Annotated in this window: 20 protein-coding genes; 5 read left to right on the top strand and 15 right to left on the bottom strand. The window is 42.3% G+C overall.

The window, feature by feature from the left end; translation table 11 throughout:
* Nucleotides 1–82 precede the first annotated feature (82 nt).
* The 7 genes from ACYQY7_RS08085 to ACYQY7_RS08055 form a co-directional block, all read right to left on the bottom strand.
* The gene (locus tag ACYQY7_RS08085; protein WP_461201554.1) at nt 83–457 is read right to left on the bottom strand and encodes a response regulator transcription factor; all 375 of its coding nucleotides are present in this window, start codon (nt 455–457) and stop codon (nt 83–85) included.
* A complete protein-coding gene (locus tag ACYQY7_RS08080) occupies nt 457–3663 on the bottom strand; it encodes a hypothetical protein (RefSeq protein WP_461201553.1) in 3207 nt (1068 codons plus the stop codon). The genes ACYQY7_RS08085 and ACYQY7_RS08080 overlap by 1 nt, the downstream gene beginning before the upstream one ends.
* A complete protein-coding gene (locus ACYQY7_RS08075) occupies nt 3660–5045 on the bottom strand; it encodes a glycosyltransferase family 2 protein (protein WP_461201552.1) in 1386 nt (461 codons plus the stop codon). Before ACYQY7_RS08075 ends, ACYQY7_RS08080 begins: the two co-directional genes overlap by 4 nt.
* Nucleotides 5038–6078, bottom strand: coding sequence for a HEAT repeat domain-containing protein (locus ACYQY7_RS08070; protein WP_461201551.1), 1041 nt, complete (start codon nt 6076–6078; stop codon nt 5038–5040). Before ACYQY7_RS08070 ends, ACYQY7_RS08075 begins: the two co-directional genes overlap by 8 nt.
* A 2-nt stretch (nt 6079–6080) precedes the next feature.
* Nucleotides 6081–7691 (bottom strand): diguanylate cyclase, encoded by a 1611-nt coding sequence (locus tag ACYQY7_RS08065; RefSeq protein ID WP_461201550.1) that lies wholly within the window; start codon nt 7689–7691, stop codon nt 6081–6083.
* A 16-nt stretch (nt 7692–7707) separates the two neighbouring features.
* Nucleotides 7708–8613, bottom strand: a complete 906-nt coding sequence (locus tag ACYQY7_RS08060; RefSeq protein WP_461201549.1) for a chemotaxis protein — start codon at nt 8611–8613, stop codon at nt 7708–7710.
* Between the two features lie 70 nt (nt 8614–8683).
* Nucleotides 8684–9322 carry a glycoside hydrolase domain-containing protein gene (locus ACYQY7_RS08055; protein ID WP_461201548.1) on the bottom strand — a complete coding sequence of 213 codons (639 nt, stop codon included), beginning with the start codon at nt 9320–9322 and terminating at the stop codon, nt 8684–8686.
* 255 nt (nt 9323–9577) lie between these two features.
* Between ACYQY7_RS08055 and ACYQY7_RS08050 the strand changes: the two genes are divergently transcribed.
* Nucleotides 9578–10762, top strand: a complete 1185-nt coding sequence (locus ACYQY7_RS08050) for an RNA-guided endonuclease InsQ/TnpB family protein (RefSeq protein WP_461201547.1) — start codon at nt 9578–9580, stop codon at nt 10760–10762.
* Between the two features lie 171 nt (nt 10763–10933).
* Nucleotides 10934–11515, top strand: a complete 582-nt coding sequence (locus ACYQY7_RS08045) for a TetR/AcrR family transcriptional regulator (protein WP_461201546.1) — start codon at nt 10934–10936, stop codon at nt 11513–11515.
* On the opposite strand, the gene ACYQY7_RS08040 is transcribed toward ACYQY7_RS08045, so the two are convergent.
* Nucleotides 11512–12768, bottom strand: a complete 1257-nt coding sequence (locus tag ACYQY7_RS08040; protein WP_461201545.1) for an ATP-binding protein — start codon at nt 12766–12768, stop codon at nt 11512–11514. The genes ACYQY7_RS08045 and ACYQY7_RS08040 overlap by 4 nt on opposite strands.
* 139 nt (nt 12769–12907) lie before the next feature.
* Between ACYQY7_RS08040 and ACYQY7_RS08035 the strand changes: the two genes are divergently transcribed.
* From ACYQY7_RS08035 to ACYQY7_RS08025, 3 genes are all read left to right on the top strand, one after another.
* The gene (locus tag ACYQY7_RS08035; protein ID WP_461201544.1) at nt 12908–13093 is read left to right on the top strand and encodes a hypothetical protein; all 186 of its coding nucleotides are present in this window, start codon (nt 12908–12910) and stop codon (nt 13091–13093) included.
* 132 nt (nt 13094–13225) lie between these two features.
* A complete protein-coding gene (locus ACYQY7_RS08030) occupies nt 13226–13465 on the top strand; it encodes an IDEAL domain-containing protein (protein WP_461201543.1) in 240 nt (79 codons plus the stop codon).
* A gap of 111 nt (nt 13466–13576) precedes the next feature.
* Nucleotides 13577–14728 carry an aminotransferase A gene (locus ACYQY7_RS08025; protein ID WP_461201542.1) on the top strand — a complete coding sequence of 384 codons (1152 nt, stop codon included), beginning with the start codon at nt 13577–13579 and terminating at the stop codon, nt 14726–14728.
* 10 nt (nt 14729–14738) lie between these two features.
* Here ACYQY7_RS08025 and ACYQY7_RS08020 read toward each other — a convergent pair whose 3' ends face one another.
* From ACYQY7_RS08020 to ACYQY7_RS07990, 7 genes are all read right to left on the bottom strand, one after another.
* The gene (locus tag ACYQY7_RS08020) at nt 14739–15605 is read right to left on the bottom strand and encodes an NAD(P)-dependent oxidoreductase (protein ID WP_461201541.1); all 867 of its coding nucleotides are present in this window, start codon (nt 15603–15605) and stop codon (nt 14739–14741) included.
* 15 nt (nt 15606–15620) lie between these two features.
* Nucleotides 15621–16388, bottom strand: coding sequence for an SDR family oxidoreductase (locus tag ACYQY7_RS08015; protein WP_461201540.1), 768 nt, complete (start codon nt 16386–16388; stop codon nt 15621–15623).
* Complete coding sequence (locus tag ACYQY7_RS08010; protein WP_461201539.1) at nt 16385–17680, bottom strand: GGDEF domain-containing response regulator; 1296 nt, start codon at nt 17678–17680, stop codon at nt 16385–16387. The genes ACYQY7_RS08015 and ACYQY7_RS08010 overlap by 4 nt, the downstream gene beginning before the upstream one ends.
* Nucleotides 17677–18921, bottom strand: a complete 1245-nt coding sequence (locus ACYQY7_RS08005) for an ATP-binding protein (RefSeq protein WP_461201538.1) — start codon at nt 18919–18921, stop codon at nt 17677–17679. The genes ACYQY7_RS08010 and ACYQY7_RS08005 overlap by 4 nt, the downstream gene beginning before the upstream one ends.
* A gap of 129 nt (nt 18922–19050) precedes the next feature.
* Entirely contained in the window at nt 19051–21030 is a 1980-nt protein-coding gene (locus ACYQY7_RS08000; protein ID WP_461201537.1) for a methyl-accepting chemotaxis protein, read from the bottom strand.
* Between the two features lie 140 nt (nt 21031–21170).
* A complete protein-coding gene (ptsP, locus tag ACYQY7_RS07995; protein ID WP_461201536.1) occupies nt 21171–22886 on the bottom strand; it encodes a phosphoenolpyruvate--protein phosphotransferase in 1716 nt (571 codons plus the stop codon).
* Nucleotides 22886–23158 (bottom strand): phosphocarrier protein HPr, encoded by a 273-nt coding sequence (locus tag ACYQY7_RS07990; RefSeq protein WP_461201535.1) that lies wholly within the window; start codon nt 23156–23158, stop codon nt 22886–22888. Before ACYQY7_RS07990 ends, ptsP begins: the two co-directional genes overlap by 1 nt.
* Between the last annotated feature and the right edge of the window lie 55 nt (nt 23159–23213).

Here is a 23213-nt window from a genome sequence, read left to right as displayed (position 1 = left end):
CCGTTTGTCTCTTTTTAAATGGTAATTATTGTAACAAAAATTGCTCAACTACAGTTGTCTAGCTAAACTTTGTCGAAAGTAATTACGCATCTTCTCCATATAAAATCGCCTCGATTCGTTGCACAAGTTCTAGCGGGCTATACGGCTTTGCCATAAAGTAATCCGCACCTGCTTCTAATACACGTTCTTTGTCTGCTTGTTGGCTTTTTGCCGATAACATCATAATCTTTACATGTTTTTTATCGGGCATATTTCGTACTTGTTGAATGACTTCTAAGCCGGTATATATTGGCATCATATAATCAAGCAAAATTAAGTCGTAATCGTTTTGTTTAATCAATTCAAGCGCTTCTTCCCCATCGCACGCTTCATCGATGTCGTGTCCTTCATCTTCTAACGTATCAACGACAAGCATGCGCAGCACTTCTTCATCTTCTGCTAATAAAATTTTTGCCATTATTCCCTCTCTCCTTCAGCTTTTTTATATGTTTGTTTTACAATTTCGTATGAACGTTTTAATCGTTCGTGGTACGTTGGTCTTTCCCAACCATCCCATGTGTACGTATAAAACTGTGTTGCATGTAACATATTTTCTTCTTTTGCTGGATACGAAAATTCATTTTCATATACGCCGACGCGAATGCTGTCAATCGTTCGGCTACTTTTCAGCCCCCCTTGCCACATATCTCCCATCGCTTCATGCATGCTCGGGTCTTTTATATTTAACAGCGCCCATGGGATGCGAATTTCATACCCGTCTTTTTGTTTGCTGACGCTCACGTCCGTTAATGAATTGTATGCTTCATCGTTCGGATTCGCTGTGCCAAACGTCATGACGCCCGTTTCATAAAAATCGAACGGATATGTTTTCCCTTTAATTTGTAGTTTTTTATTTAATGTTAAGCGAATCGGATGGTACACCCCATTATTTTTTTTATTCGCATACGGCAGGCGGTCAATCATGTGTAATACGTGTCCGTAATGATAATAAAACGAATCGTAATAACTATCAATCCATAATCGCCCTTCTTTTTCGCCGCGTAAATGGAGGACGAAATCAACGCCTTCTGTCTTGACGTTTGGTACATTGGGAATCGTTGATTGTCCTTGATGTTTAATCGTGTCAAATAATATATATACGTCTTTATCTTGTTGTACGGTTGTATCGTAACGAATGTATACGTATCGTTCATCGCTCGTCATATATAGCGCACGACCGTTTTGTTGAAATGCGGGGGCGATTTGTTGAAATGCCCAATCTTCTTTTCTGCCATCGACTTTGATCATCATCGTTTCATTTTTCGCAGGGTCAAAGCTGAGTAAGCCAAATTGTTGCTCGTTCGTTTGTGCGTTTGACCAAAACGGACGGCGATCGGGATTGTCGTAGTCCATCGTGTTCCACGTTCGTTTAAACCATTCATCTTGCCATGTAAAAATAAATCCGCCTGCCATGTTTTCATGAACGATGTCTTCGAATAGTTTTTTGTTGATCATGCCTTGTTCTTGCTCGGAATGAAATCCTTGATTCATCCCGTATACGTTCCGATGCGTCATGCCGCGCGATGATGGGACGCCAAATTCTGCGACAACAATCGGCATGCGATGGACTTGTTTCATATCGTGTAAATAACCTGCATAGTTGTTTTTCTTGCCGCGATGGTCGATGTAATTGACATATTTCGGCTCATAGTTTAAAAAGTCTGGGTAATACGGGTAAATGTGATATGAAGCAAATAAGCCGCTATGCATGTCGCTTGTCGTATAGATGACGTTCGGGTTGACGGACACGAAATCTTCTTTTTCTAACGGTTCGCTCGGATGTGTTAACAAATCGGTCGTCACCCAATTTGTAAAGCTTACCGGACGTTGCCAGCCGTACGTTTTCGTTTCATAAGCAATCGCTTCATCCATCATGCGCGCAAGCCAAATTTCAAACGGTGAAGCACCTTTTGTATACACGTACGTCCCTTGATAATCTGGCAAACCGGCATGTTTCGTATTTGTCGCATGAACGACCGTCGGTTCCCATTCGACACCAAAAATCCAGCCGAGCACATATGGCGAAATATCGTGGCGATATACGCCGCTTGCATGACCCGAACGAGCTGGAATGATTGCCTTGCCATGAACGATGTCAATCGTTCGTTTTATTTCAGCAACAAATTCCTCTGTATTTTCTTTTGCAAACGCATCGTTTGTCTGTAAAAATGTTTCTTCATTGACCCAAACACCATGGAATAAATATAAAGGCTGTTGTGCGATTTTGTTATATTCATCAAATGCTTCATAAAACGCAGGCGGATGAATCGTATACACCCGAACGGCGTTGGCATGCATCGCGCCGATTTGTTTAAACCAACGGAAATATTCTTCTTTCGAAATTGCCGTTTCACCCGGGAAATGACCCGGTTTCGCGATGCCCATATTCACTCCTTTTAACAACATATTTTCCCATTTGCCGTTTTTATAAATTTGAATATATTGTTCACCGACGCGGCCGGCAAGTTTTATACCGTCATCTGTTTTTGCAATCACACGCTCGTTCGTTTGTTTCCCCTCATCATGCACATGTTTTAAAATTGTTTTCATCATCGGGACATATGCTTTCCAATAAAACGAGACAGTGCTGTTTGGATCGTGGCGCGTCGTCCATTTCCTCCATATGTCGATGCCGACAGTTTGATAAATGTTTGGCACATCCGGTTGATCGGCGTAGTCGCCACAAAAATAGTACGCATCGTATTGCTTGTTACGATGATGAACGATCGCTGGAAATGTCGTCGGCAAGCCGATCGCTTGTAATTTTTCTTTTCCGCTTTCCGATAACGAAAGCGTATATGTCGCTAACACTTCATCGTCGTCTAGCGGCTTAACGATATCAAACCAATATGAATATGGAATCGAACCGTCAATCTTAAGTTCTTTTTTCCCTTTGTCCGTCGGCGTAAAAAGCACCCCTTGTTTTCCGATTTCTTTTTTGTTTAAAATGACGAGCCGATCATACTCATCGACAAACACATAGCCCGGTCCGGTAAATGTATATCGTTTGTTGTATTGTTTTTCATAGTTTTCTTTTACCCATACAGGCACTTCGTCATTTTCAAGCTTCGGAAAATAGCGCCCAATCCAGCCCGTCCATTCGACGTTTAACAACGCGTAAAACTTGTCGCGAACAGCTTGATCCGTTGGGCTCGCAAACGAGTTAAACTCCGCAATGAGCGTTTTGTTTCCTTCAAACATCGCGTCGTGCAAGCGACTGACTTCTTGTTCTGTCAACCCGCCATACACTTTTTTCGAGCGTTTCCCTTTCTTTTTTTCTGCCGTGAAATCATGTTCATATACACCGTACGTATCTGCCACGTAAATGACATCGTACGGTTGTAACGATGCCGGCCATGGGCGTTCTTTTTTCCCATTTGGCACAAAACCAACGTAATCTTTATTTAACTCATAACGCTCCCCGTTTGACTTCACATATTTTTGTTGATTTAATAGCCAAACAAGCCCTTCATGTTCACGATACGTGTCATCTGGAACGGTTTTATTGACGATGAGCATGTTCAACGTCGTTTCAGGCTTCATTTTCCACAACCAATACGGTGAAGAAATAGCAAGAAAAATACATATGACATATGCAATAAGCCATCGTTGTCGTTTTATCATTTCGACACACCTTTTCTTTTCATTTCTCCCCATCCTTTTCTTTTTAAAAGCGCATCAACAATTCCTTCACAGCGCCATAATACGGTAAGCGGACGATACCATAGCGTCTCTGTGAACGAGTAAAAAAAGAGGCGTACAACGTCTGAAACGCTTGAAAATTTCCGCACCGTCCATTCTTCCAACAACACCGCAGCCATTGAAAAAATGGAACCGTACAAAACGGAAACGAGGAATAGTAAAATAGCAAATTCAATATATATGTCGCCTAAAATGAATGAGATGACGATGAGGACGTAACCAAGCAGTTCGACAACAGGCCCCAAAAATTCGATGAGTAAAAAGTAAGGCATGGAGACGAGCCCGATCGATCCATAGCGCGGATTAAACCACATGCGACGATGAAGCCAAAGGCTTTCAAATAACCCGCGATGCCAACGGCGCCGTTGTTTCCGTAAATCTGTCATCGACTCTGGCGCTTCCGTCCAACAAACCGGATCAGGCACGTACACAATTTTTTTATCGGCGTTTGTTTCTTTTATAAGGCGATGAAGACGGACGACAAGTTCCATATCTTCTCCGACTGTATGCGCATATCCGCCCGCCCGAATGACCCATTGTTTTGAAAAAACACCGAAAGCACCTGAAACAATAAGCAATAAATTGTGGCGGCTTAGTCCGATCCGTCCCATTAAAAAAGCGCGCAAATATTCGATCACTTGCATGACAACGAGCGGTTGACGAGAGAGAGCGATGCGAATGACTTCCCCTTTTTCAATGTCGCAGCCGTTGGCGATGCGCACACTTCCCCCTGAAGCGATCACTTCTTCGTCTGAATCAATAATCGGCTTCATCACTTTTAAAAAGGCGCGACGTTCAATGACAGAGTCACCGTCAATCGAACAAACGTATGGATAAGATGAAAAGTTAATGCCAGCATTTAACGCATCGGCTTTTCCGCCATTTTCTTTGTCGATAACAAATAGGTGGGAAAATTTTTGCGAGCGATATACGGCGCGTACCCGTTTCGTTTTTAACTGCTCACGAATGACGCGCTTCATTTCAACGAGGGCAAAATCTCGCTTTAATCGTTCAAGCGTGTCGTCTGTTGAGCCGTCGTTAATGACGACAATCTCATACTCTGGATATTCGATGCTTAACAGCGAGCGCACCGTCGCAAAAATGCCCGCTTCTTCATTGTAGGCGGGCACTAAAATGGACACCGGTTTCGTATAACTAATATCGAGCATTTCTTCGTACGGCTCCCATTCGTCTAACTCGTACATGCGGCGCAATTGAACGAACGAGACGACGAGTAAAAACGTATAAAACAAAATGACCGCCATCATAAAAGAGAAAATAAACATCGCTATGAGTTTAATCATATAGTCGACCTCTTTCTAACCATTCGAGCGCCATATCGCGCGCATACGGGTCGTCTGATGTTTGAGCAATTTGTTTAAGCATCGCCAAGCCGTTTGGCATGCGCAACAACGCTTCTGCCGCTTGCGATCGAACGGAAAACACCCGATCTTTCATCAGTTGTTTTATCGTTTCGATCAGTTCGTCTTTGCGTGTGCGCGCACATAATCGTAATGCCATCAACCGTTCTTGCCAAACTTGTGAATGTAAATGGCTGTGGAGTTGTTCTGTTTCTAATGGAAATGCCATTTCAGCTAACGCTTTTAAGGCGCGAATGCGATATTCACTTTGTTCATGTTGAAGCAACGTACGCAAAAACGAAACGTGAGCCAATTTTTGCATAATGCCAATCATATCAATTAATGCATATTGCATTTTTTCGTTCCAATCAAAAAAATGATCGACCATTTTCGCAAACATATGATCGTCCATGCGAGATAAAATGAGGCGATAATCAAATTGTGTAAACGATTCGTCTACACGTTTCATATATTCATATACGTGCGGATGGCGAAAAAGCGCAAACATTTTTAACAGTTGGCGCTTTTCCATCATCGTCACATATTTTTGCTCATACATCTTTTCTAACTCATGTAAAAGGGAACGAATGCCAAAATCTTCAATGTAAAAAAGGGCGTTCATCCTTCTACCGAGCCGACGATGATACAATTGTTGGCGCAAGTAATTTGAAAAATAAGTTTCCGCTAATGCCGTCGCTCGTTGTTTTACATGACCGTTAGCTAAAACGCGAAGAAAATGGTCTAACAATTCCATCATTGCCACATGTTGTGCTGTGGATAATGGAGGGGCAATTTGTTCATCGCCGTACGCTAAATAACGAAACAACGTCGGCTCATACAATTGTTTGTACGTTTCCACTTCTTGTTTCCATACATAATCTTTTCTTTTCCGAACAAGTAAATAAAGAAAAATAGCAAGTAATATGCCCCATAATATAACGACGATCAAAGCAAATAAAACAAGCGAATCGGACACAACTAATTCATCCTTTTTAACATATGTCGTATTCTTGCTTCAAGCTCAAGCAATTTAAATGGCTTTGTCATATAATCATCGGCGCCAAGTTCAAGCGCGCGCGCGATATCGTGTTCGCTTTTTCGTGCTGTTAACATAATGATTTTATAGCGCGATGAATCTTTTCGACTTCTTAGTTGTTGCAACACTTCAAGCCCATCCATTTTCGGCATGACGCCGTCTAAAATGACGAGGCACGATTCTTTTCCGTCATGCCAATCGGACGTGATAAACTGCTCACCGTCTTTAAAGATGCGTAAATCGAGCGTCACTTTTTCTTTCGCAAACATTTTTTGAACGACGTCTGTCACAATAGCGCGCACAATCGCATCATCATCGACAACCGCTACTTTCACCGTGCGACGATACGATGCTTCTTGTTGTTTCGCAAGCACGACACAGTTTCTTCCTGTATTTTTCGCTTCATATAACGCGGAATCGGCAAGCTCAATCCAATGCCCGATCGGTTTAGACGGATCGGTTACTTCGACAATACCGGTCGAAAACGTGCATGAAAACGTCGTTTCTCCAGATTGAAACGTCATGCGTTCAAACTGTTCCCGCAGACGATCAAATACGAGAAATGCTTCGCTCGCTTCGGTCGCTGGCAATAAAACGACAAATTCCTCCCCGCCGAAGCGAATGATCATATCGCGTGCGCGAACGTTCGTTTTTAAAAATTGGGCAAATTGTTTTAAGACGACGTCGCCAATTAAATGACCGTATTGGTCGTTTACTTGTTTAAAATAGTCAATGTCAAGCATCGCTAAACTAAACGGTTCATGCGTGCGATGCCAATCGCTTTTTAGCTGCTCATATGCTTGTTTTAAATATTTTCGGTTATATACATGTGTCAATTCATCTAATAAAAGCAGTTCATCAATTAATTGCTTTCTTTCAAGTTGTCTGCGAATGCGGACGACGAATTCATCGATGTGAAACGGTTTTGCGATAAAATCGTCCGCACCCATTTCATAGCTTTTTATGCGCGTTTCTTTTCGGTCATCAATGCTGACCATGATCATCGGAACGAATTGTTGTTTTAATTTTTCTTTTAAAAACGTTAATACTTCAAATCCTGTTTTCTTTTGCATATGAATGTCGATGACGACGCAATCTGGGCGAACGTCGTAAAACGAAGCGACCGCTTTGACAGGATCAGCAATGGCCACGACATACCATCCGTTTAGTTCGAGCTGTTCTTTTACATACATTAAAAACGACGGGTCGTCGTCAATAAGTAAAATGGTCGGTTCGTCCTCTTGTTTTGTTCTTTGCCCACCTTGCGCCACTTCTTCAATTTGTTGTTCGTAACAAAGTTGAAAAAGCGAGGCTAACCGCTCCTTCACATCTGATGCTTTCCATATTTTTTGTTCATCTTCGCCCCATTGTTCCATTAACTTGCGTGCGTAATTTCCGATATCGGTCATGCCGATCATCGCCGCTGTGCCAGCGATGGAATGAAGAAGGCGATAGACGTCTTGATGGGCGATCTCATCAACTGTTTCCCATTCTTCTAATCGTTTACGAATATTTTTTAAAAAATGTTGGCGATATTTTTCATAACGATCCATTATGATCCCCTACTATTTATAAAATGTGTTGATCAATCATTTGGACAAGTTCGGCGATTTCAGGTTTGCTTACTTGTGCTGTCGCTCCGACGCGCTCTCCTTTATGGCGAAGGTCGTCCGTAATTAAAGAAGAGAAAATAATAACGGGTACATGTTTTAACTTCTCATCTTCACGAATGCGTTTCGTTAAATGATGACCGTCCATTTGCGGCATTTCAATATCAGTAATGACTAACTGTACTTCGCTTTCAATCGGCTTTCCTTTTTGAACGATCGCTTGTAAATAGTTGAACGCATCTTCGCCATTTTCGAAAAACTCGACATATACATATCCCGCTTCCGCAAGCGTATCGTGAAGTAGTTTACGTAATAGCGGCGAGTCTTCCGCGACAATGATTTTTTTATTGGAACGTTCTCGTTTGCCAAGCTTTTTCACGCGTTCAACGTTAATACCAGATTGTGGGTTAATGTCTACAACGATTTTTTCAAAGTCGAGCAGTAAAATCATATTTCCATTTAACTTGACAACACCGATAATTTGACTTTCTAACCCTTGATACATTTGCGATGGTTTTTCAATTTGCTTCCATGATATGCGATGAATTTGCGTGACATTATGGACGTGGAACACAACTTTTTGCTGATTAAACTGTGCGACAATATATTTATCTTGCGCTGGATTGTTCGATGGTCCGAAGCCGAGCGCTTTCGCTAAGTCGATGAGCGGAAGCACCTCGCCGCGCAATTCAATAATCCCTTCAATATACGAATGCGCATGTGGCACTTTCGTTGGCGCAATCGGTTGAATAATTTCTTTTACTTTAATGACGTTAATGGCAAACCGATTGTCACCAATTAAAAATTCGACAATTTCTAGCTCATTCGTCCCACTTTCTAATAAAATTCCGTTTTTATTTTCCATAAAACATCCTCCATTACGACATCATTTACTGTCATTTTATCATACTTCTTTCATGTGACGGAAAAAATTTTTAATATAAAAACTCGCTTACTTTTCGATTGGCGACGTTTGTGTCGATCGCACAACGGTCGGCATCTCGTCCGTATTGCCATATCCAAACGTTCGCGCGGCAGTTTGGTACGTTAGGGCGATACGTTGGCGCTTTTGTTGCTGGTGTTGTCCCTGGGCGCGGATAAGAGCTCCATATAATCGTTTGTTGTGCCACACGTTCATCGTTTTTTACCGCTTCACAGTATGCTTCGCCGAACGCGCCTTTCGTTGGATTTGCGTATATGCCCGGGCGATATCCGCTCGGATAAAACGTATCAACCCACGCACGAATCCATGCAGCGTCGACTGAAAATTCATCTTCAATGTTCGCAAAAATGACTTTATTTTTCGGAATACTGAGTCTTCGTGCATGAAAAATCGCATTTCTTGCCGCTGTCCTTCCTTTTTCGTATTGTGTCGCTTCGCGAAACGCGTTGTAAATCGGTGCAATTTTTATGCCGCGCCCACGAAGGAAAGCAATTTCCTCTTTCGTTAATCCATCCGATATGTTCGGCACTGTCGTCACATATCTTCCCCAAAATTGCGGAAAACCGTATTCTTTTCTTACACAAGCAAGCAACATTTCCGTCACTTTTGCCGCTGAATCGACGCCCCACATGCATCATTCCCCCTTTTCACGTTTCTTTCCATATATATGCGAACGATACATGTCTAAGCAAAACTTTCAGCTTATGAAAATAATACTTTATTCCTAGGTAAAAATCACTATAATAAAAGTAGATGACAATGACGGGGGTTAGTAACTGTTAAAATATTTTTGTGAAAATCCATAAAACTCTATATACAATTTATAAGAAATTACAAGGCAAAAGAGCAAATAAAGCCAAGAGAATGGTTAAGGAGCTAACTGAAAATGATTAAAACATATCAGGTTATGCTACTTCCGAATAACAAACAAAAAACAAAATTATTTGAGTGTGCGGGTGTAGCAAGGTGGGCGTATAATTTTGCTTTAGCACAACAACAAGAAAATCATAAACAAGGCGGTAAATTTTTAAATGATGGTGAATTAAGAAAAAGATTAACGCAGCTCAAACAAACGAAAGAGTACAGTTGGCTCAACAATTATTCCAACAACATCACAAAACAAGCGATCAAAGATGCGTGTCAAGCCTACAAAAACTTTTTTGCAGGACGGGCGAAGTGTCCGAAATTTAAAACGAAGAAACGAACACGCCCAAGTTTTTATCAAGATACATCGAAAATTAAAATCACCGACACGCATGTGAAACTAGAGAAACTGACGCCTTCCAAAAAGAAAAATAGACAGAAGCTCAATTGGATTCGTTTGGCGGAGCGAGGACGTATTCCGCACGGAAAACATGTAACATACGTCCATCCACGCATCGTGTTTGACGGAATACATTGGTTTTTAACGGTCGGTGTAGAGGAAGCAGAAGTGAAACATGAAACGTACAGCGAAGGCATCGGCATTGATTTAGGGGTAAAGTCGTTCGCTACCGTCAGCAATGGCATGACGTTTCCAAACATCAACCAAACACCGAAAGTGAAAAAGTTGGAAAAGTCAATTAGGCGCATGCAAAGACAAATATCACGAAAGTATGAAATGAATAAAACGAAAACGGAAGGAGGTGAATTCCGTTACAGAAAAACGGAAAACATCAAGAAAATTGAATTCCTTGTTTTGAAAAAACGCCGAAGGCTGAAAAATATACAACTTAACTATACCCATCACATCACAACAACGTTGGTGAAAGCCAAGCCAGCGTATGTCGTGATGGAAGACTTGAACACAAGTGGCATGTTAAAAAATCGGAAGCTATCGAAAGCGATTCAACAACAAACATTCCACGCGTTCAAGCGCCAAATGACGTATAAATGTGCATGGCACGGTATCGAGTTGATCGTGGCAGATCGGTTTTATCCGTCAAGCAAAAAGTGCAGCCGTTGCGGTCATGTGAAAGACCACCTTTCTTTATCGGAACGGACGTACCGTTGTGAGGCGTGTGGGATAGAAATCGATCGCGATTTGAATGCAAGCATCAACTTGAAACAATATGCCGAATCCATGATGTGACATGACCATGTACCCATACGTTAGTGGGGAAGTAAAGCCTTCGGAGCGCCGAGCAAACGAGAGTAGCTTTTTGCGAAATCGGGCGTGATGAACAAGGAAGGAAACGTAAACTTTATAAATAATTAATAGATTATTTATAAAGTTTTGTAAGTTTTCTGTAACGGATTTATGATGAAACGAGAGAGACAAAAAAAGCAAACGAGACTATTACTGCAACAAACGGCATTACAATTGTTTCAAAAACAAGGATATGACGAAACGACCGTTTTGCAAATTACGAGCGAAGCTGGCGTAGCGAAAGGAACGTTTTTTAACTATTTCCGCACGAAAGAAGAAGTGTTGCAAAGCGTATTTTTTTCACATACCAAGCGTGTATATGAAAAAATGAAAAAAAATAAACGAACAAACTGGCGTGAACAAATCGAGCAACTGTTTCATGAACTGACGACGATGCACGAGCAGCTTGGACGCAAAGTGACGAAATCCATGCTACATATTTATACTGCAAAACAAAAGCAGCCGCTTGAACTCACTCCTCTTATTGATTTGCTGGTGGGTTTGTTTGAGGAAGGGAAACGATGTGGCGATATTCGAACGAGGCAACCTTCTTCTAAGCTTGCATTCATTGCGCTTCAATTGTATTTTGGAGCGTTACAATTATGGATGTTTTCGCATTTAGCTGAGCCGTTATCGACTTTTATGACACATACGTTAAAGATATTTATTCGTTATATAGAAAAAGAAGGGGACTAATCCCCTTCATACAATGGCAATGTGATCGTGACGGCCGTTCCGACATTCAGTTGGCTTTCGTATGTAATCGTTCCATCCATTTGGCGAATAAGCCGTTCGGTAATCATGCTTCCAAGCCCTGTTCCTTTCGATTTTGTCGTGTAATACGGCAAACCGATGTTTTTTAACTGTTCTTCCGTCATTCCTTTTCCTGTATCGCGAATCGTAATAATCACTTGCTTTTCTTTTTCATCGACCGTTTTATGAATCGTCACAAGCCCACCACATTCAATTGCTTCCATGCCGTTTTTGATGACGTTTAATAGCGCTTGTTTGACGTAATGAGCATCGCCATATACGTCGCTTTTTCCTTCCGTATAAAGTTGCAACGATACATTCATCATCGCGCCGAGCGGGCTTAACAAATGAACGGATGTATGTAAAACATCGTCAATATTCACTTTTTGCCATTGAAATGACGCTGGTTTGGCGAGCGATAAATATTCGGTAATAATTTCATTCGTTCGGTCTAATTCTTCTAAAATGATCGGGGCAAACTTTTTTACGTTTTCATCGGTCGTATCTTTGCTTAAAAATTGGACGAAGCCCCGCACCGTCGTGAGCGGATTGCGAATTTCATGGGCAAATGAAGCCGCCATTTCGCTTACCGTCGCTAGTTTATCGAGGTAAATCATATCGTCAAACTGCTCGTTAAATTGAATGAGTCGCTCGATGACGTAAATAAGCGCTAAAAACATGGCGATAAAACATGTAAAATATACAATATAAAATCGCCAAGGAAGCGGCGGAACGGCGTATATAATCGTTGCGATATACAAAATGAGATAAATGAAAACGATCATAAGCCCATATAGCATTTTTCTTTTGACGTTAAAAAAAGACGAGCGAAACAATATGCCGACAACGTATGCAAATACAGAAACGGTCGCTCCTGCATAAGCGAACGGACCGCCAATGATGAACCGTGCGATAACAACGGTGAACGTACATAACAGCCCAGCCATTTTTCCGATATATAATGTCGTCACTAAAATGACGATCATACGAAAGTCAAAGTTCGTTTTCGCTAACGGCTGAATTGGATACATCATACATAACAAAGCCGTAAACGATGCAACAACGCCGTACATCATTTTTTGTTTCCAAGTGAGCACCATTTTTCGGCGAAACGGAAAAAACAAATTCGCATTGAAAATGAGTGAAAATAAAATCGTAATATTGACAACGAGTGGTTTAATCACAGCGCTAAACATGTAATGCCTCCTGATCATTGTTCCTTTTGTATTGTAGCACACTCGCCAACGGACATAAATGTGTTCGTATTTTCAGAAAAAACAAACACATTGACATCTTTATGAACATGATAGACGTGGACAAGCGAAGCGCGTTACAATGTTTGTGAAGAAAAACACGAAAGGTAGTGTCAAAATGAAAGGGTTAGCCATTCTTTTTGAAGAAAATCATACGGTCACGATTTTAGAAGATGTAGAAAAAGAACAACTTGAAGAAGTAGCGGACGAAGAAACAGAAGCGGTTCTTTGGCATGATGAAGAAATCGACTGGGACTACGGTTATTAATAGATTAAGCTGGCGTTCGTCAGCTTTTATTTTTTTGTTTCAATTATTCAAAATTTTATTTACAATTTACAAAAAACTCTCTATAATGTAGAAAAGGAGAAGAATATTCTTCTCTCTAAGGGGGAATGAAACATGTTTGAAAAGTACAATGATATGGCACTCGTATCGCAGCCACACGATGTCGCTAACGGTTATGAGCAAGCAGCACAATTTGTGATCGAACAGGCGTTATTCCGATTTGAAAGAGAGCGTCTCATGCGCGATATTGACAAGGCGCTTGAAGAACGGAATGAAGCGTTGTTTCTAACCCTCGCGCAACAATACAACGAGCTTCGGGAACGCTATCGTCATTTGGAGGATGTGCACGTATGATCGACTGTGACATGACAGAACAGCACATAAGGTGAACGTTTTGAGCAAAACACATTGCGAAACGTTCACCTTTTATTGTTTAATAGAAAAAAAGAAGAAAGGTGAAAGACGATGACGCTTCCGATGAATGAACGTGTGCAACGTATTCAACTCTCTGGCATTCGTCAGTTTTTTAATCTCGTTTCCCAAGAAAAAGATATGATTTCATTAACGATTGGACAACCTGATTTTCCGACACCCGATCATATTAAAGAAGCGACAAAGCGCGCGCTTGATGAGCAATTTACTTCTTATACGCATAACGCTGGATATGTACCGTTACGTGAGGCAGCCTGCCGCTTTGTTGAAACGAAATACGGCTTACGTTATACCACTGATGAAGTAATCGTTACTGTCGGAGCAAGCCAAGCGCTTGATATTGCGTTTCGTACGATTTTAACAGAAGGTTCCGAAGTCATTCTCCCCGCTCCTGTTTATCCGGGATATGAACCAATCATTCGGTTATGTGGAGCAACACCTGTATATGTCGATACGCGGCATACAGGCTTTAAACTATTAGCAGAGCAAATCGAACCACTTATTACCGAGCAAACGAGGTGCATCGTATTGCCGTACCCGTCTAATCCGACAGGGATGACGTTATCACACGATGAGCTGCAACAAATCGCTCAACTTGTAAAAGACAAACCGATTTGGATCATTTCCGATGAAATTTATAGCGAACTTGTGTTTACAGGTAAACACGAGTCGATTGCGACATGGCTCCCTGACCAAACGATCGTCATTAACGGCGTTAGTAAGTCGCATGCGATGACTGGGTTTCGCATCGGGTTTTTATTTGCGCGAAAATGGATTATTGAGCATATGTTGAAAGTGCATCAATATAACGTCTCATGCGCGACATCTATTTCGCAACGAGCGGCGCTTGAAGCGCTAACAGTTGGGATGAACGATGCGCACGACATGAAAAAGCAATATGCGGAACGAATGATATATGTGTACGAGCGCCTTCGTGATATGGACTTTGACGTCCAAAAGCCGAACGGAGCGTTTTACATTTTTCCTTCCATTGCAAAGTTTCATCATTCGTCATTTGATTTTGCGTTACAGCTAGCGCAAGAAGCAAAAGTCGCTGTCGTGCCGGGAAGTGCATTTTCGACATACGGTGAAGGATATATTCGTATATCGTATGCTTGTGCGATGGATGCGTTACAAAAAGGTCTTGATCGCATCGAGTCATATGTAAAAAAAGGTGCTCGCTAAAAGCACCTTTTTACCATTCTTTATACCATTTATATAACGCTTGTGTGCCGCTTTGTTCTTCTCCGCGCTCCGCAAGCGCCTCATATAATTGTTTCGCCAGCTTTAAGCCCGGAAGCGATAAACCGAGCGTTTCCGCTTCGGCAAGCGCGATGCCCATATCTTTAATAAAATGTTTCACATAAAAACCGGGAGCAAAATCGCCGGCAAGCATGCGCGGCGCAAGATGAGAAAGCGACCAGCTGGATGCCGCTCCTTGCGAAATGCTTTGCAAGACGCGTTCTGGGTCTAACCCTGCTTTTTCAGCATAAACAAGCGCCTCACATACGCCAATCATATTTGTCGCAATCGCAATTTGATTGCACATTTTCGTATGTTGCCCTGCTCCCGCTTTCCCTTGCCAAACGATATTTTTTCCGATATGCGAAAAAAGTGGCATACATGCGGAAAACGCTTCTTTGTTCCCGCCGACCATAATCGACAACGTGCCTTCACGTGCACCAATATCGCCACCTGATACAGGTGCATCAAGAGCAAACATTCCCTTTTCTTTTGCCACTTCATAAATGCGTACCGCAAGTGATGGTTTAGATGTCGTAAAATCAATCAAATAGGCACCGCGCTTCGCATTGTTTAAAATGCCATCATCGCCAAAGTATATATGTTCCACATCGTGCGGTTCGCCAACCATCGTCATGACGACATCCGCCACTTTTGCGACATCTTTTACTGTCTCTTTCCATACTGCACCTTCGGCTAATAAATCTTCCGCCTTTTCCTTTGTGCGCGTATATACAACGAGCGAATAGCCTGCCCGAAGCAAGTTGCGCGCCATGCTTTTTCCCATGACACCAAGTCCAATAAAACCAATCGTTTGCATGTTTCTCTCTCCATTCTAAATCGCTTTGACCATGCCGCCATCGACTAACAGCGACTGTCCTGTCATATACGTATTTTCATCCGACAATAAAAAGGCGACGACGTTCGCAAACTCTTCAGGCGTGCCGTAACGACCGAGCGGAATGGCCGCTTTCATGCGCGCTTCCATTTCTTCTTTGCGAATGCCGAGTTTTTTGGCGTTTTGTTCGTCTAAATAGGCAACTCGTTCCGTTGCGATGCGCCCTGGAGCAACGGTATTGATTAAAATGCCGTATGGGGCAAGCTCTTGTGCGAGCGTTTTTGTCAAACCGACGATGCCGAGACGAAACGTATTCGACAAAAGCAAGCCCGGGATCGGTTCTTTAATGGAAGATGATGCAATATTGACGATTTTTCCTTTCGTCTTTTTTAAATGCGGCAGTGCTGCGCGAATGAGCCGCACGTAGCTGAGCAAATTTAACTCAAACGCTTGTTTCCAGTCGTCATCCGTTAACGTCGCAAACGTTCCAGTTGGCGGACCGCCAGCGTTATTCACTAGTAGGTGAATGTCGCCGAATGTTTCTACTGTTTTTTCGACTAATTGCTCGATCATTGCGTCGTTCGTCACGTCTGTTACAACATAGGCCGCTTTTCCTTTTCCGAGCGCATGGAGCTGTTCAGCAACAGCGTGCAATTTTTGTTCATCGCGGCTAGCGAGCATGACGTTAACTCCTTGCGACACGAGTTTTGTCGCAATCGCTTTGCCAAGCCCTTGGCTTGATGCGGCTACAATGGCTGTTTTCATTTCACTTCCTCCCCTCGACATATACATTCGCTAACGACGACGCGATTCCTTCCTGTTCGCTTCGCTTCATATAACGCTTCATCCGCCCGTTTAACCATTTGCTCTTTCGTCATTCCTTGTTCGTATTCGCAAACGCCAAAGCTGCACGTAATATGCCCGACTTTCGGAAAATGAACGGTTTCCACTAAGTGACGTAACGATTCCGCTAAACGATACGCTCCCGTTCGTGATGTGGCGGGCGCTAAAATAATAAATTCTTCCCCTCCCCAACGAGCCAATATGTCGCAGTCGCGCAATCGATTCGAAATCGTTTCACACATGCGCACTAATACTGTATCACCGACGTCATGCCCGTACGTATCATTGACTTTTTTAAAATGGTCGATGTCAAACAAAATAATAGAAAACGTATGTTTATATCGTTTCGCGCGATGAATTTCACGCGTAAAAAACTCGTCAAATTTTAAGCGATTAAACGTTTTTGTGAGCGGATCTTTTGTCGCTAAAAATTCGTTTCGTTTCATTTCTTCTTCAAGCGCGGTAATGTCGGTGAATACGACTAAATACGCATTCGGTTCATCCGGAAACGACGTCGCCTTTAGTAAAAACACATGCTCTTCTCCTTGTTTGCACATCATTTTTACTTTTAGAAATGGGATCGTGCGGTCAATAAGCGGGCGAAGCCATCGCTTTTCTCCTTTCACGTAAAAATATCCCGGTTCAGCAACAAAATCATCACATACGTGGGTGCGACCAGCCCGAAGACTTTCTGTTTTTTCCGATCCAAAAAAACGTTGAAATGATAAGTTGCAATCTAGCAATCGTTCTTCATTTAAAATGCATATTAAGTTCTCTTGAAAATCAATAATCGTGCGCGTATATTGTTTTTGTCTTTCTAATTCCCGCTCAAGCTGGCTTTGATAAATGGAATGTTGCAACGATTGCAAAAATTTTTCATGGTCGATCGGTTTTAAAATAAAATGATTCACTCCGTATTCAATCGCCCGAATGAAAAAGTCGTTATCGTCATAGGCGGTCGTAATAATAATTTGCACATGTTCATCCATCTCACGAATACGGCGAATAAGCTCTAATCCGTTTAATATAGGCATTTTAATATCTGTAATGACGATGTCCGGGTGAAACGTCATAAATAGTTCGAGCGCTTCTTGACCGTTTTTCGCGACTTTTACCTCCCGAATGCGCCGTTTTAATAAACGCGTTAACATATCGCGCGCACTCGGCTCATCTTCAACATACAATACTTTAATATCTGTTTGTACCGCAATCATAAACCCCGTCCCCTTTCATATCGCGGCATGCGAATCGTAAATGTCGCTCCTTTTTTTGATGATGAAACGAGCAAATGACCGCCCATTTTTTTCACAATCATGTTTGACATATATAGTCCGAGACCTGTTCCGTCTTTTTTCGTTGTCACGTACGGTTCGAACATACGAGGGAGAATTGTTTCATTAATGCCGCCTGCATTGTCTTTTACTTGAATATAAATGAATGAGTCGTCCGCATATGTACGAATGCAAATCATTCGTCGCGCTACGTCGCGCGCAACAAATTGTTCACACGCATTTGTCAACAAGTTGATGAGCACTTGGCTCATTTCATTCGGGAAGCCATACATGTGTGCTCGCGTCCGATTTTGAACGTGCAAATGAACGTCGTAATGGTCTAAACTTGCTGAAATAATTTTTAACGCTTGGCGAATGGCTTGAATGGGACGAAAATACGTTGCTTCTTTATGCGGTTTAAAAAAGTTGCGAAAGTCGTTAATCGTTCGGGACATATGTTGAATTTGAATAAGACATTTTTGAATGGATGTGCGCAAATATGATTCGTTTAGTTCTCCATACGCATACGCTTCTTGTATATCTTGCAAAAGCAAGCCGAGGACGTTTAACGGCTGTCGCCATTGGTGGGCGATATTTCTTAACATTTCTCCCATCGTCGCATAACGCGATTGCTCAATAAGCATAAAATCTTTTTCGCGATTTTTTCGCACTTCTTCTTCAATTTTTCGCTGTAACGTTGCATTCATTTGTTCCATTTCTTGTTTCAGCTGTTGAAGTTCCGTCAATGCTTGTTCCCGTTTGATCGACTCGCCAATCGTGCGGGCAAGCGCTAAAAAAATGGCGCGTTCATGAGCGGAAAACATTCGTTTTTGCTCGCAATCGACGACGCTTATACATCCCCATCGTTCATCGTGAATAAAAATGGGAGCGATCATAAACGACTGAATGGCCTGTTCCTCAAAAATAGTGCGTACATTCCCTTCTAATTCATTTGTATGCCCGACGAACATATTTCCGTCATATAAATGTGCGAAACAATGAACATCTTCTGTTGGAAAGACGATGTGATCACGTGTCATGAAACGCGAAGAGGGTGTTTGTATGTCATAAATGCGTCGCAGTGTATACGTTTCATCTGATGCTTGTAAGCGAAAAATGGCAACGCGCGTCACATGAAGCGCAATGCGCAAACTTTCTAACGCCGCCATAAGCGAGCGATCCATAGAACTCTCCCCCAAAAACGAACAAATATAGGTCTTTTATACTAAGTTTATCGTAATTCTCATATAAAAAAAAATCAAGGAAAAAAATTGTTGCAAACATATAAAAAAAGCTAGGCATCATACCTAGCTTTATACATGAAAACGATGGATGAGTTGCTGCAATGAGCGGCTCATATCGTTTAGTCGTTCTGCTGCTTCTGTTACGGTGCTTAACGCTTTTAATTGTTCTTCCGATGATGCGGATACTTCTTCTGCTGATGCGGCTGATTGTTCTGAAATCGCAGCTAAGTTTTGTAATGCGGCAACGATTTGTTCTTTATTTTCGTTTACGTCGTGAATTTGTGTAAAAATATGTTCAATGGCTGACGTTAATTGTTCCATCATCGTTGCAATATGCATAAACGATTCTGCTGTTTCGTTTACTGCCGCTTGTTGTTGGTCGTTCATTTGTTTCGTATGGTCAACCGCTTCGGTTGCAAGAGCAGCTTGTTGTTGAATCGATGTGATCGTTTGGCGAATTTGTTCTGTCGCTTGCGCCGACTGTTCTGCTAGTTTGCGCACTTCTTCGGCAACGACCGCAAATCCTTTACCATGCTCCCCTGCTCTTGCTGCTTCAATCGAAGCGTTCAGTGCTAACAAGTTCGTTTGCGCAGAAATGTCAGTAATCGTTTGAATAATCGCACCGATTTGTTTCATTTTTTCGCCTAAATCGGTGATGACCGTTTCAACCGAACGCAATTCATTTTGCGATTCAGCTGATTTTGCTTGAAGCACATTTAACTTTTCAATACCCGTATAGCTTGCGTCTTTCGTTTCATCGGAAAGTTGTTTCACACGCTCTGCCGATTGCGTCACCGTACCCATTTTCTCAGATAAATCGTTCATGCGATCGTTCATCGCATCTAAATTGCTCGCTTGTTCTGATACCCCTTTCGCAATATCGGTGACCGCTGTTGTCACTTGTTCGCTCGTCGCCATCGTTTCTTCGGACACTGCGCTTAAGTGATCAGCTGCGCTGCCGAGTTCAGCGACAGAACGATCGACTTCGCCGATAAGCGAGCGCATATGTGACACCATCTCGTTAAAGTGGCTAGTGAGCTGCGCAATTTCATCGTTTCCTTTCGGCTCGACATGCACCGTTAAGTCGCCGGTCGCCACTTGTTGTACACGCTCATTCAGTTGAATAATCGGTTTGACGATCGAACGCGATACCGCATAAATAAGAAGTGAAGCAAGTACTGTCGCAATGACAACAATGGTCCATGACGTTTTACCGATTGTCGTTAACGTCGCTAATAAATCTTTTTCTTTATATACAACACCGACTTTCCAATTTAACTTTGGAATGGTCGCAAAATACAATAGCCGTTTTTCGCCGTCTTGTTCATATTCATAAGCACCTTTGTCTATAGAAAACATCGTTTTTACGACCGGATGGTCAGACATATCTTTTCCTTTATACTGTGGATGAACGATCGCCAATTTGTTTTGGTCAAACAATACCGGATAGCCGTTATAACCGACACGGAATTGCTCCACCGTTTCAGCGAGCGTATTTAACGACACGTCTAAGCCAATGACACCGATCACTTGACCGTTTTCAACAATCGCTTTGGCGATCGTGACGATATAATCGTTTGTTACCGCATCGACGTATGACTCCGTCCAAATGACTTTGTCCGATGCTGCCACTGCTTCTTTATACCATGGACGCGTCGTCGGATCAAAATCCGGCGGCAAATCGACAGATGGTGTTGTATACATTTTGCCATTTGCTGTTCCGATGTAAGCTAACTGTACCTTTTTATGAATGTTTAAAAATGTTGCGAGTTGTTGATCGATCTCTTGCCAAAGTTGTACATCTTCTGTTTTTGAAAACGTTTGAAAAGATTTTGTTTCACTAAATTGCTTTAACGCATCTTCTTGACTGTCAAAGCTATGTTCGATATCGTCAACAAGCTCTGTCACAAGCGATTCCGCGCGCACTTTTGCATCATCTTTCATGACAGACGCCATTTGCACATAGTTGACCGTTTGTGAAGCAACAAGTGCAATAACTAATAATAATGCCATTAAACCAGTTAATTTCATCGTTAATGACCGAAACAAAGTAGTCCCCCCCTAGTGCTGTCGAATGTTGTCGAAAAATTAATAAAGTTGTAGTTTCATTATAAGAGGTTTACATCATCATGTCTATGACCGTTTTTTACTGTTTTTTTCATAAGAAAAGAACCGGGGGCGTCCGGTTCTTATCGTTGGAACGTTTCTTTCACGACACGAATGACTTCTTCTGCTGTTGAAAGCGATAAAATATGATTTTTTACTTGTTCTGCTTCTTGTTTAGACAGTTTTTTTAGTTGCGAGCGAACGCGTAAAATAGATGTCGCGCTCATGCTAAATTCATCTAAGCCAAACGCTAATAAAATGGGCACAGCTAGCTCTTCGCCTGCCATTTCCCCGCACATGCCAACCCATTTGCCTTCTTTATGCGCCGCTTCAATGACGTTATAAATAAGGCGCAAAATGGCTGGGTTGTACGGTTGGTATAAATACGATACGCGTTCGTTCATTCGGTCAGACGCCATCGTATATTGAATTAAGTCGTTTGTTCCGATGCTGAAGAAATCGACTTCTTTTGCAAATTGATCTGCCAATACAGCAGCGGCTGGGATTTCGACCATCATGCCGACTTCGATGTCATCAGACACTGCCACACCTTCAGCAACAAGCTTTTCTTTTTCTTCTAAAAGAATTGCTTTCGCTTGACGGAATTCGTCTAACGTCGCAATCATCGGGAACATAATTTTTAAGTTGCCGTAAATACTCGCGCGCAACAACGCACGGAGTTGCGTGCGGAACATCTCTTGCATATCTAAGCAAAGACGAACGGCACGGAACCCTAAAAACGGGTTCATTTCTTTTGGAAGGTCTAAGTATGGCAATTCTTTGTCGCCGCCAATATCAAGCGTACGAACGACGACAGGTTTTCCTTCCATTTTTTCTAACACCGTTTTGTATGCTTCAAACTGCTCTTCTTCTGTCGGCAATTCGTTGCGCCCCATGTATAAAAATTCGGTACGATATAAGCCGATGCCTTCTGCACCGTTTGCAAGCACACCTTCAACATCGTTTGGTGTACCGATGTTTGCAGCAAGCTCCACGTGGTGACCGTCTTTCGTCGTCGTTTGTTCATGAACAAGCTTTGCCCATTCTGCTTTTTGCGCAGCAAACGCGGCACGTTTTTGTTCGTATTCAGCAATCGTTTCTTCGGTTGGGTTAATGATGACTTTCCCATCAAGCCCGTCAATAATGACGATGTCCCCATTTTGAATCGTTGCTGTCGCTTCTTTCGTCCCAACGACAGCTGGAATCTCCATCGAGCGCGCCATAATGGCAGAGTGAGACGTCCGTCCGCCGATGTCAGTTGTAAAACCTTTCACATATTTTCGGTTTAATTGAGCTGTATCGGACGGCGTTAAGTCTTCAGCGATAATGACGACTTCTTCCGTAATCATGCTCGGGTTTGAAATCGTAACTCCTAACAAATGAGCAAGGACACGTTTTGTCACATCGCGAATGTCTGCCGCACGTTCTTTCATATATTCGTTATCCATCGCTTCAAACATCGTAATGAACATCGATGCTACTTCATGAAGCGCAAATTCGGCGTTGACGCGTTCTTGTTCAATTTTTTGTTCAACGGCTTGGACGAGTTCTGGGTCGCTTAGCACGAGCAAATGGGCGGAGAAAATAGCCGCTTTATCTTCACCAAGCTCTTTTAATGCGTGTGCTTGGATGACTTCAAGTTCTTCTTTCGCTTTGGCGAGCGCTTGTTGAAAGCGGTGAATTTGTTCAGCTACGTTTTCAATCGTTTGTTTTTCAACTGTTAAATCAGGATGTTCTAAACGGTACGCCTTCGCAATGGCAATGCCATTCGATGCAGCAATCCCTTGCAGTTTTTTCATTACTCCGCTAATCCTTCTTTTGCTAACGTTTCTGTTAATGCGTTCATCGCGTCTGCTGCATCGCTACCTTCAGCTGAAATTGTAATTTGCGCACCTTGTGGAATGCCTAAAGACATGACACCCATAATTGATTTTAAGTTGACTTTTTTGCCGTTGTACTCTAATTGAATGTCGCTATCGAATTTGCTCGCTGTTTGCACTAACATGGTTGCTGGACGGGCATGAATACCAGATTCTGCAGTTACTTGAAACGTTTTTTGCATATTGCTCATCTCCTCACTTTTTATTTTGAAAACATAGAGGGCAAAAACCCTCTATGTTTTTTTA

Source organism: Anoxybacillus sp. TBDG-1, from assembly GCF_054815885.1.
This window is presented reverse-complemented; position numbering and strand designations above follow the sequence as displayed.

Excerpts from the sequence above, each read along its gene's own strand:
- ACYQY7_RS08085 (WP_461201554.1), bottom strand. The coding sequence starts at position 457 with ATGGCAAAAATTTTATTAGCAGAAGATGAAGAAGTGCTGCGCATGCTT.
- ACYQY7_RS08080 (WP_461201553.1), bottom strand. The coding sequence starts at position 3,663 with ATGATAAAACGACAACGATGGCTTATTGCATATGTCATATGTATTTTT.
- ACYQY7_RS08075 (WP_461201552.1), bottom strand. The coding sequence starts at position 5,045 with ATGATTAAACTCATAGCGATGTTTATTTTCTCTTTTATGATGGCGGTC.
- ACYQY7_RS08065 (WP_461201550.1), bottom strand. The coding sequence starts at position 7,691 with ATGGATCGTTATGAAAAATATCGCCAACATTTTTTAAAAAATATTCGT.
- ACYQY7_RS08060 (WP_461201549.1), bottom strand. The coding sequence starts at position 8,613 with ATGGAAAATAAAAACGGAATTTTATTAGAAAGTGGGACGAATGAGCTA.
- ACYQY7_RS08055 (WP_461201548.1), bottom strand. The coding sequence starts at position 9,322 with ATGTGGGGCGTCGATTCAGCGGCAAAAGTGACGGAAATGTTGCTTGCT.
- ACYQY7_RS08050 (WP_461201547.1), top strand. The coding sequence starts at position 9,578 with ATGATTAAAACATATCAGGTTATGCTACTTCCGAATAACAAACAAAAA.
- ACYQY7_RS08045 (WP_461201546.1), top strand. The coding sequence starts at position 10,934 with ATGAAACGAGAGAGACAAAAAAAGCAAACGAGACTATTACTGCAACAA.
- ACYQY7_RS08040 (WP_461201545.1), bottom strand. The coding sequence starts at position 12,768 with ATGTTTAGCGCTGTGATTAAACCACTCGTTGTCAATATTACGATTTTA.
- ACYQY7_RS08035 (WP_461201544.1), top strand. The coding sequence starts at position 12,908 with ATGTTTGTGAAGAAAAACACGAAAGGTAGTGTCAAAATGAAAGGGTTA.
- ACYQY7_RS08030 (WP_461201543.1), top strand. The coding sequence starts at position 13,226 with ATGTTTGAAAAGTACAATGATATGGCACTCGTATCGCAGCCACACGAT.
- ACYQY7_RS08025 (WP_461201542.1), top strand. The coding sequence starts at position 13,577 with ATGACGCTTCCGATGAATGAACGTGTGCAACGTATTCAACTCTCTGGC.
- ACYQY7_RS08020 (WP_461201541.1), bottom strand. The coding sequence starts at position 15,605 with ATGCAAACGATTGGTTTTATTGGACTTGGTGTCATGGGAAAAAGCATG.
- ACYQY7_RS08015 (WP_461201540.1), bottom strand. The coding sequence starts at position 16,388 with ATGAAAACAGCCATTGTAGCCGCATCAAGCCAAGGGCTTGGCAAAGCG.
- ACYQY7_RS08010 (WP_461201539.1), bottom strand. The coding sequence starts at position 17,680 with ATGATTGCGGTACAAACAGATATTAAAGTATTGTATGTTGAAGATGAG.
- ACYQY7_RS08005 (WP_461201538.1), bottom strand. The coding sequence starts at position 18,921 with ATGGATCGCTCGCTTATGGCGGCGTTAGAAAGTTTGCGCATTGCGCTT.
- ptsP (WP_461201536.1), bottom strand. The coding sequence starts at position 22,886 with ATGAAAAAACTGCAAGGGATTGCTGCATCGAATGGCATTGCCATTGCG.
- ACYQY7_RS07990 (WP_461201535.1), bottom strand. The coding sequence starts at position 23,158 with ATGAGCAATATGCAAAAAACGTTTCAAGTAACTGCAGAATCTGGTATT.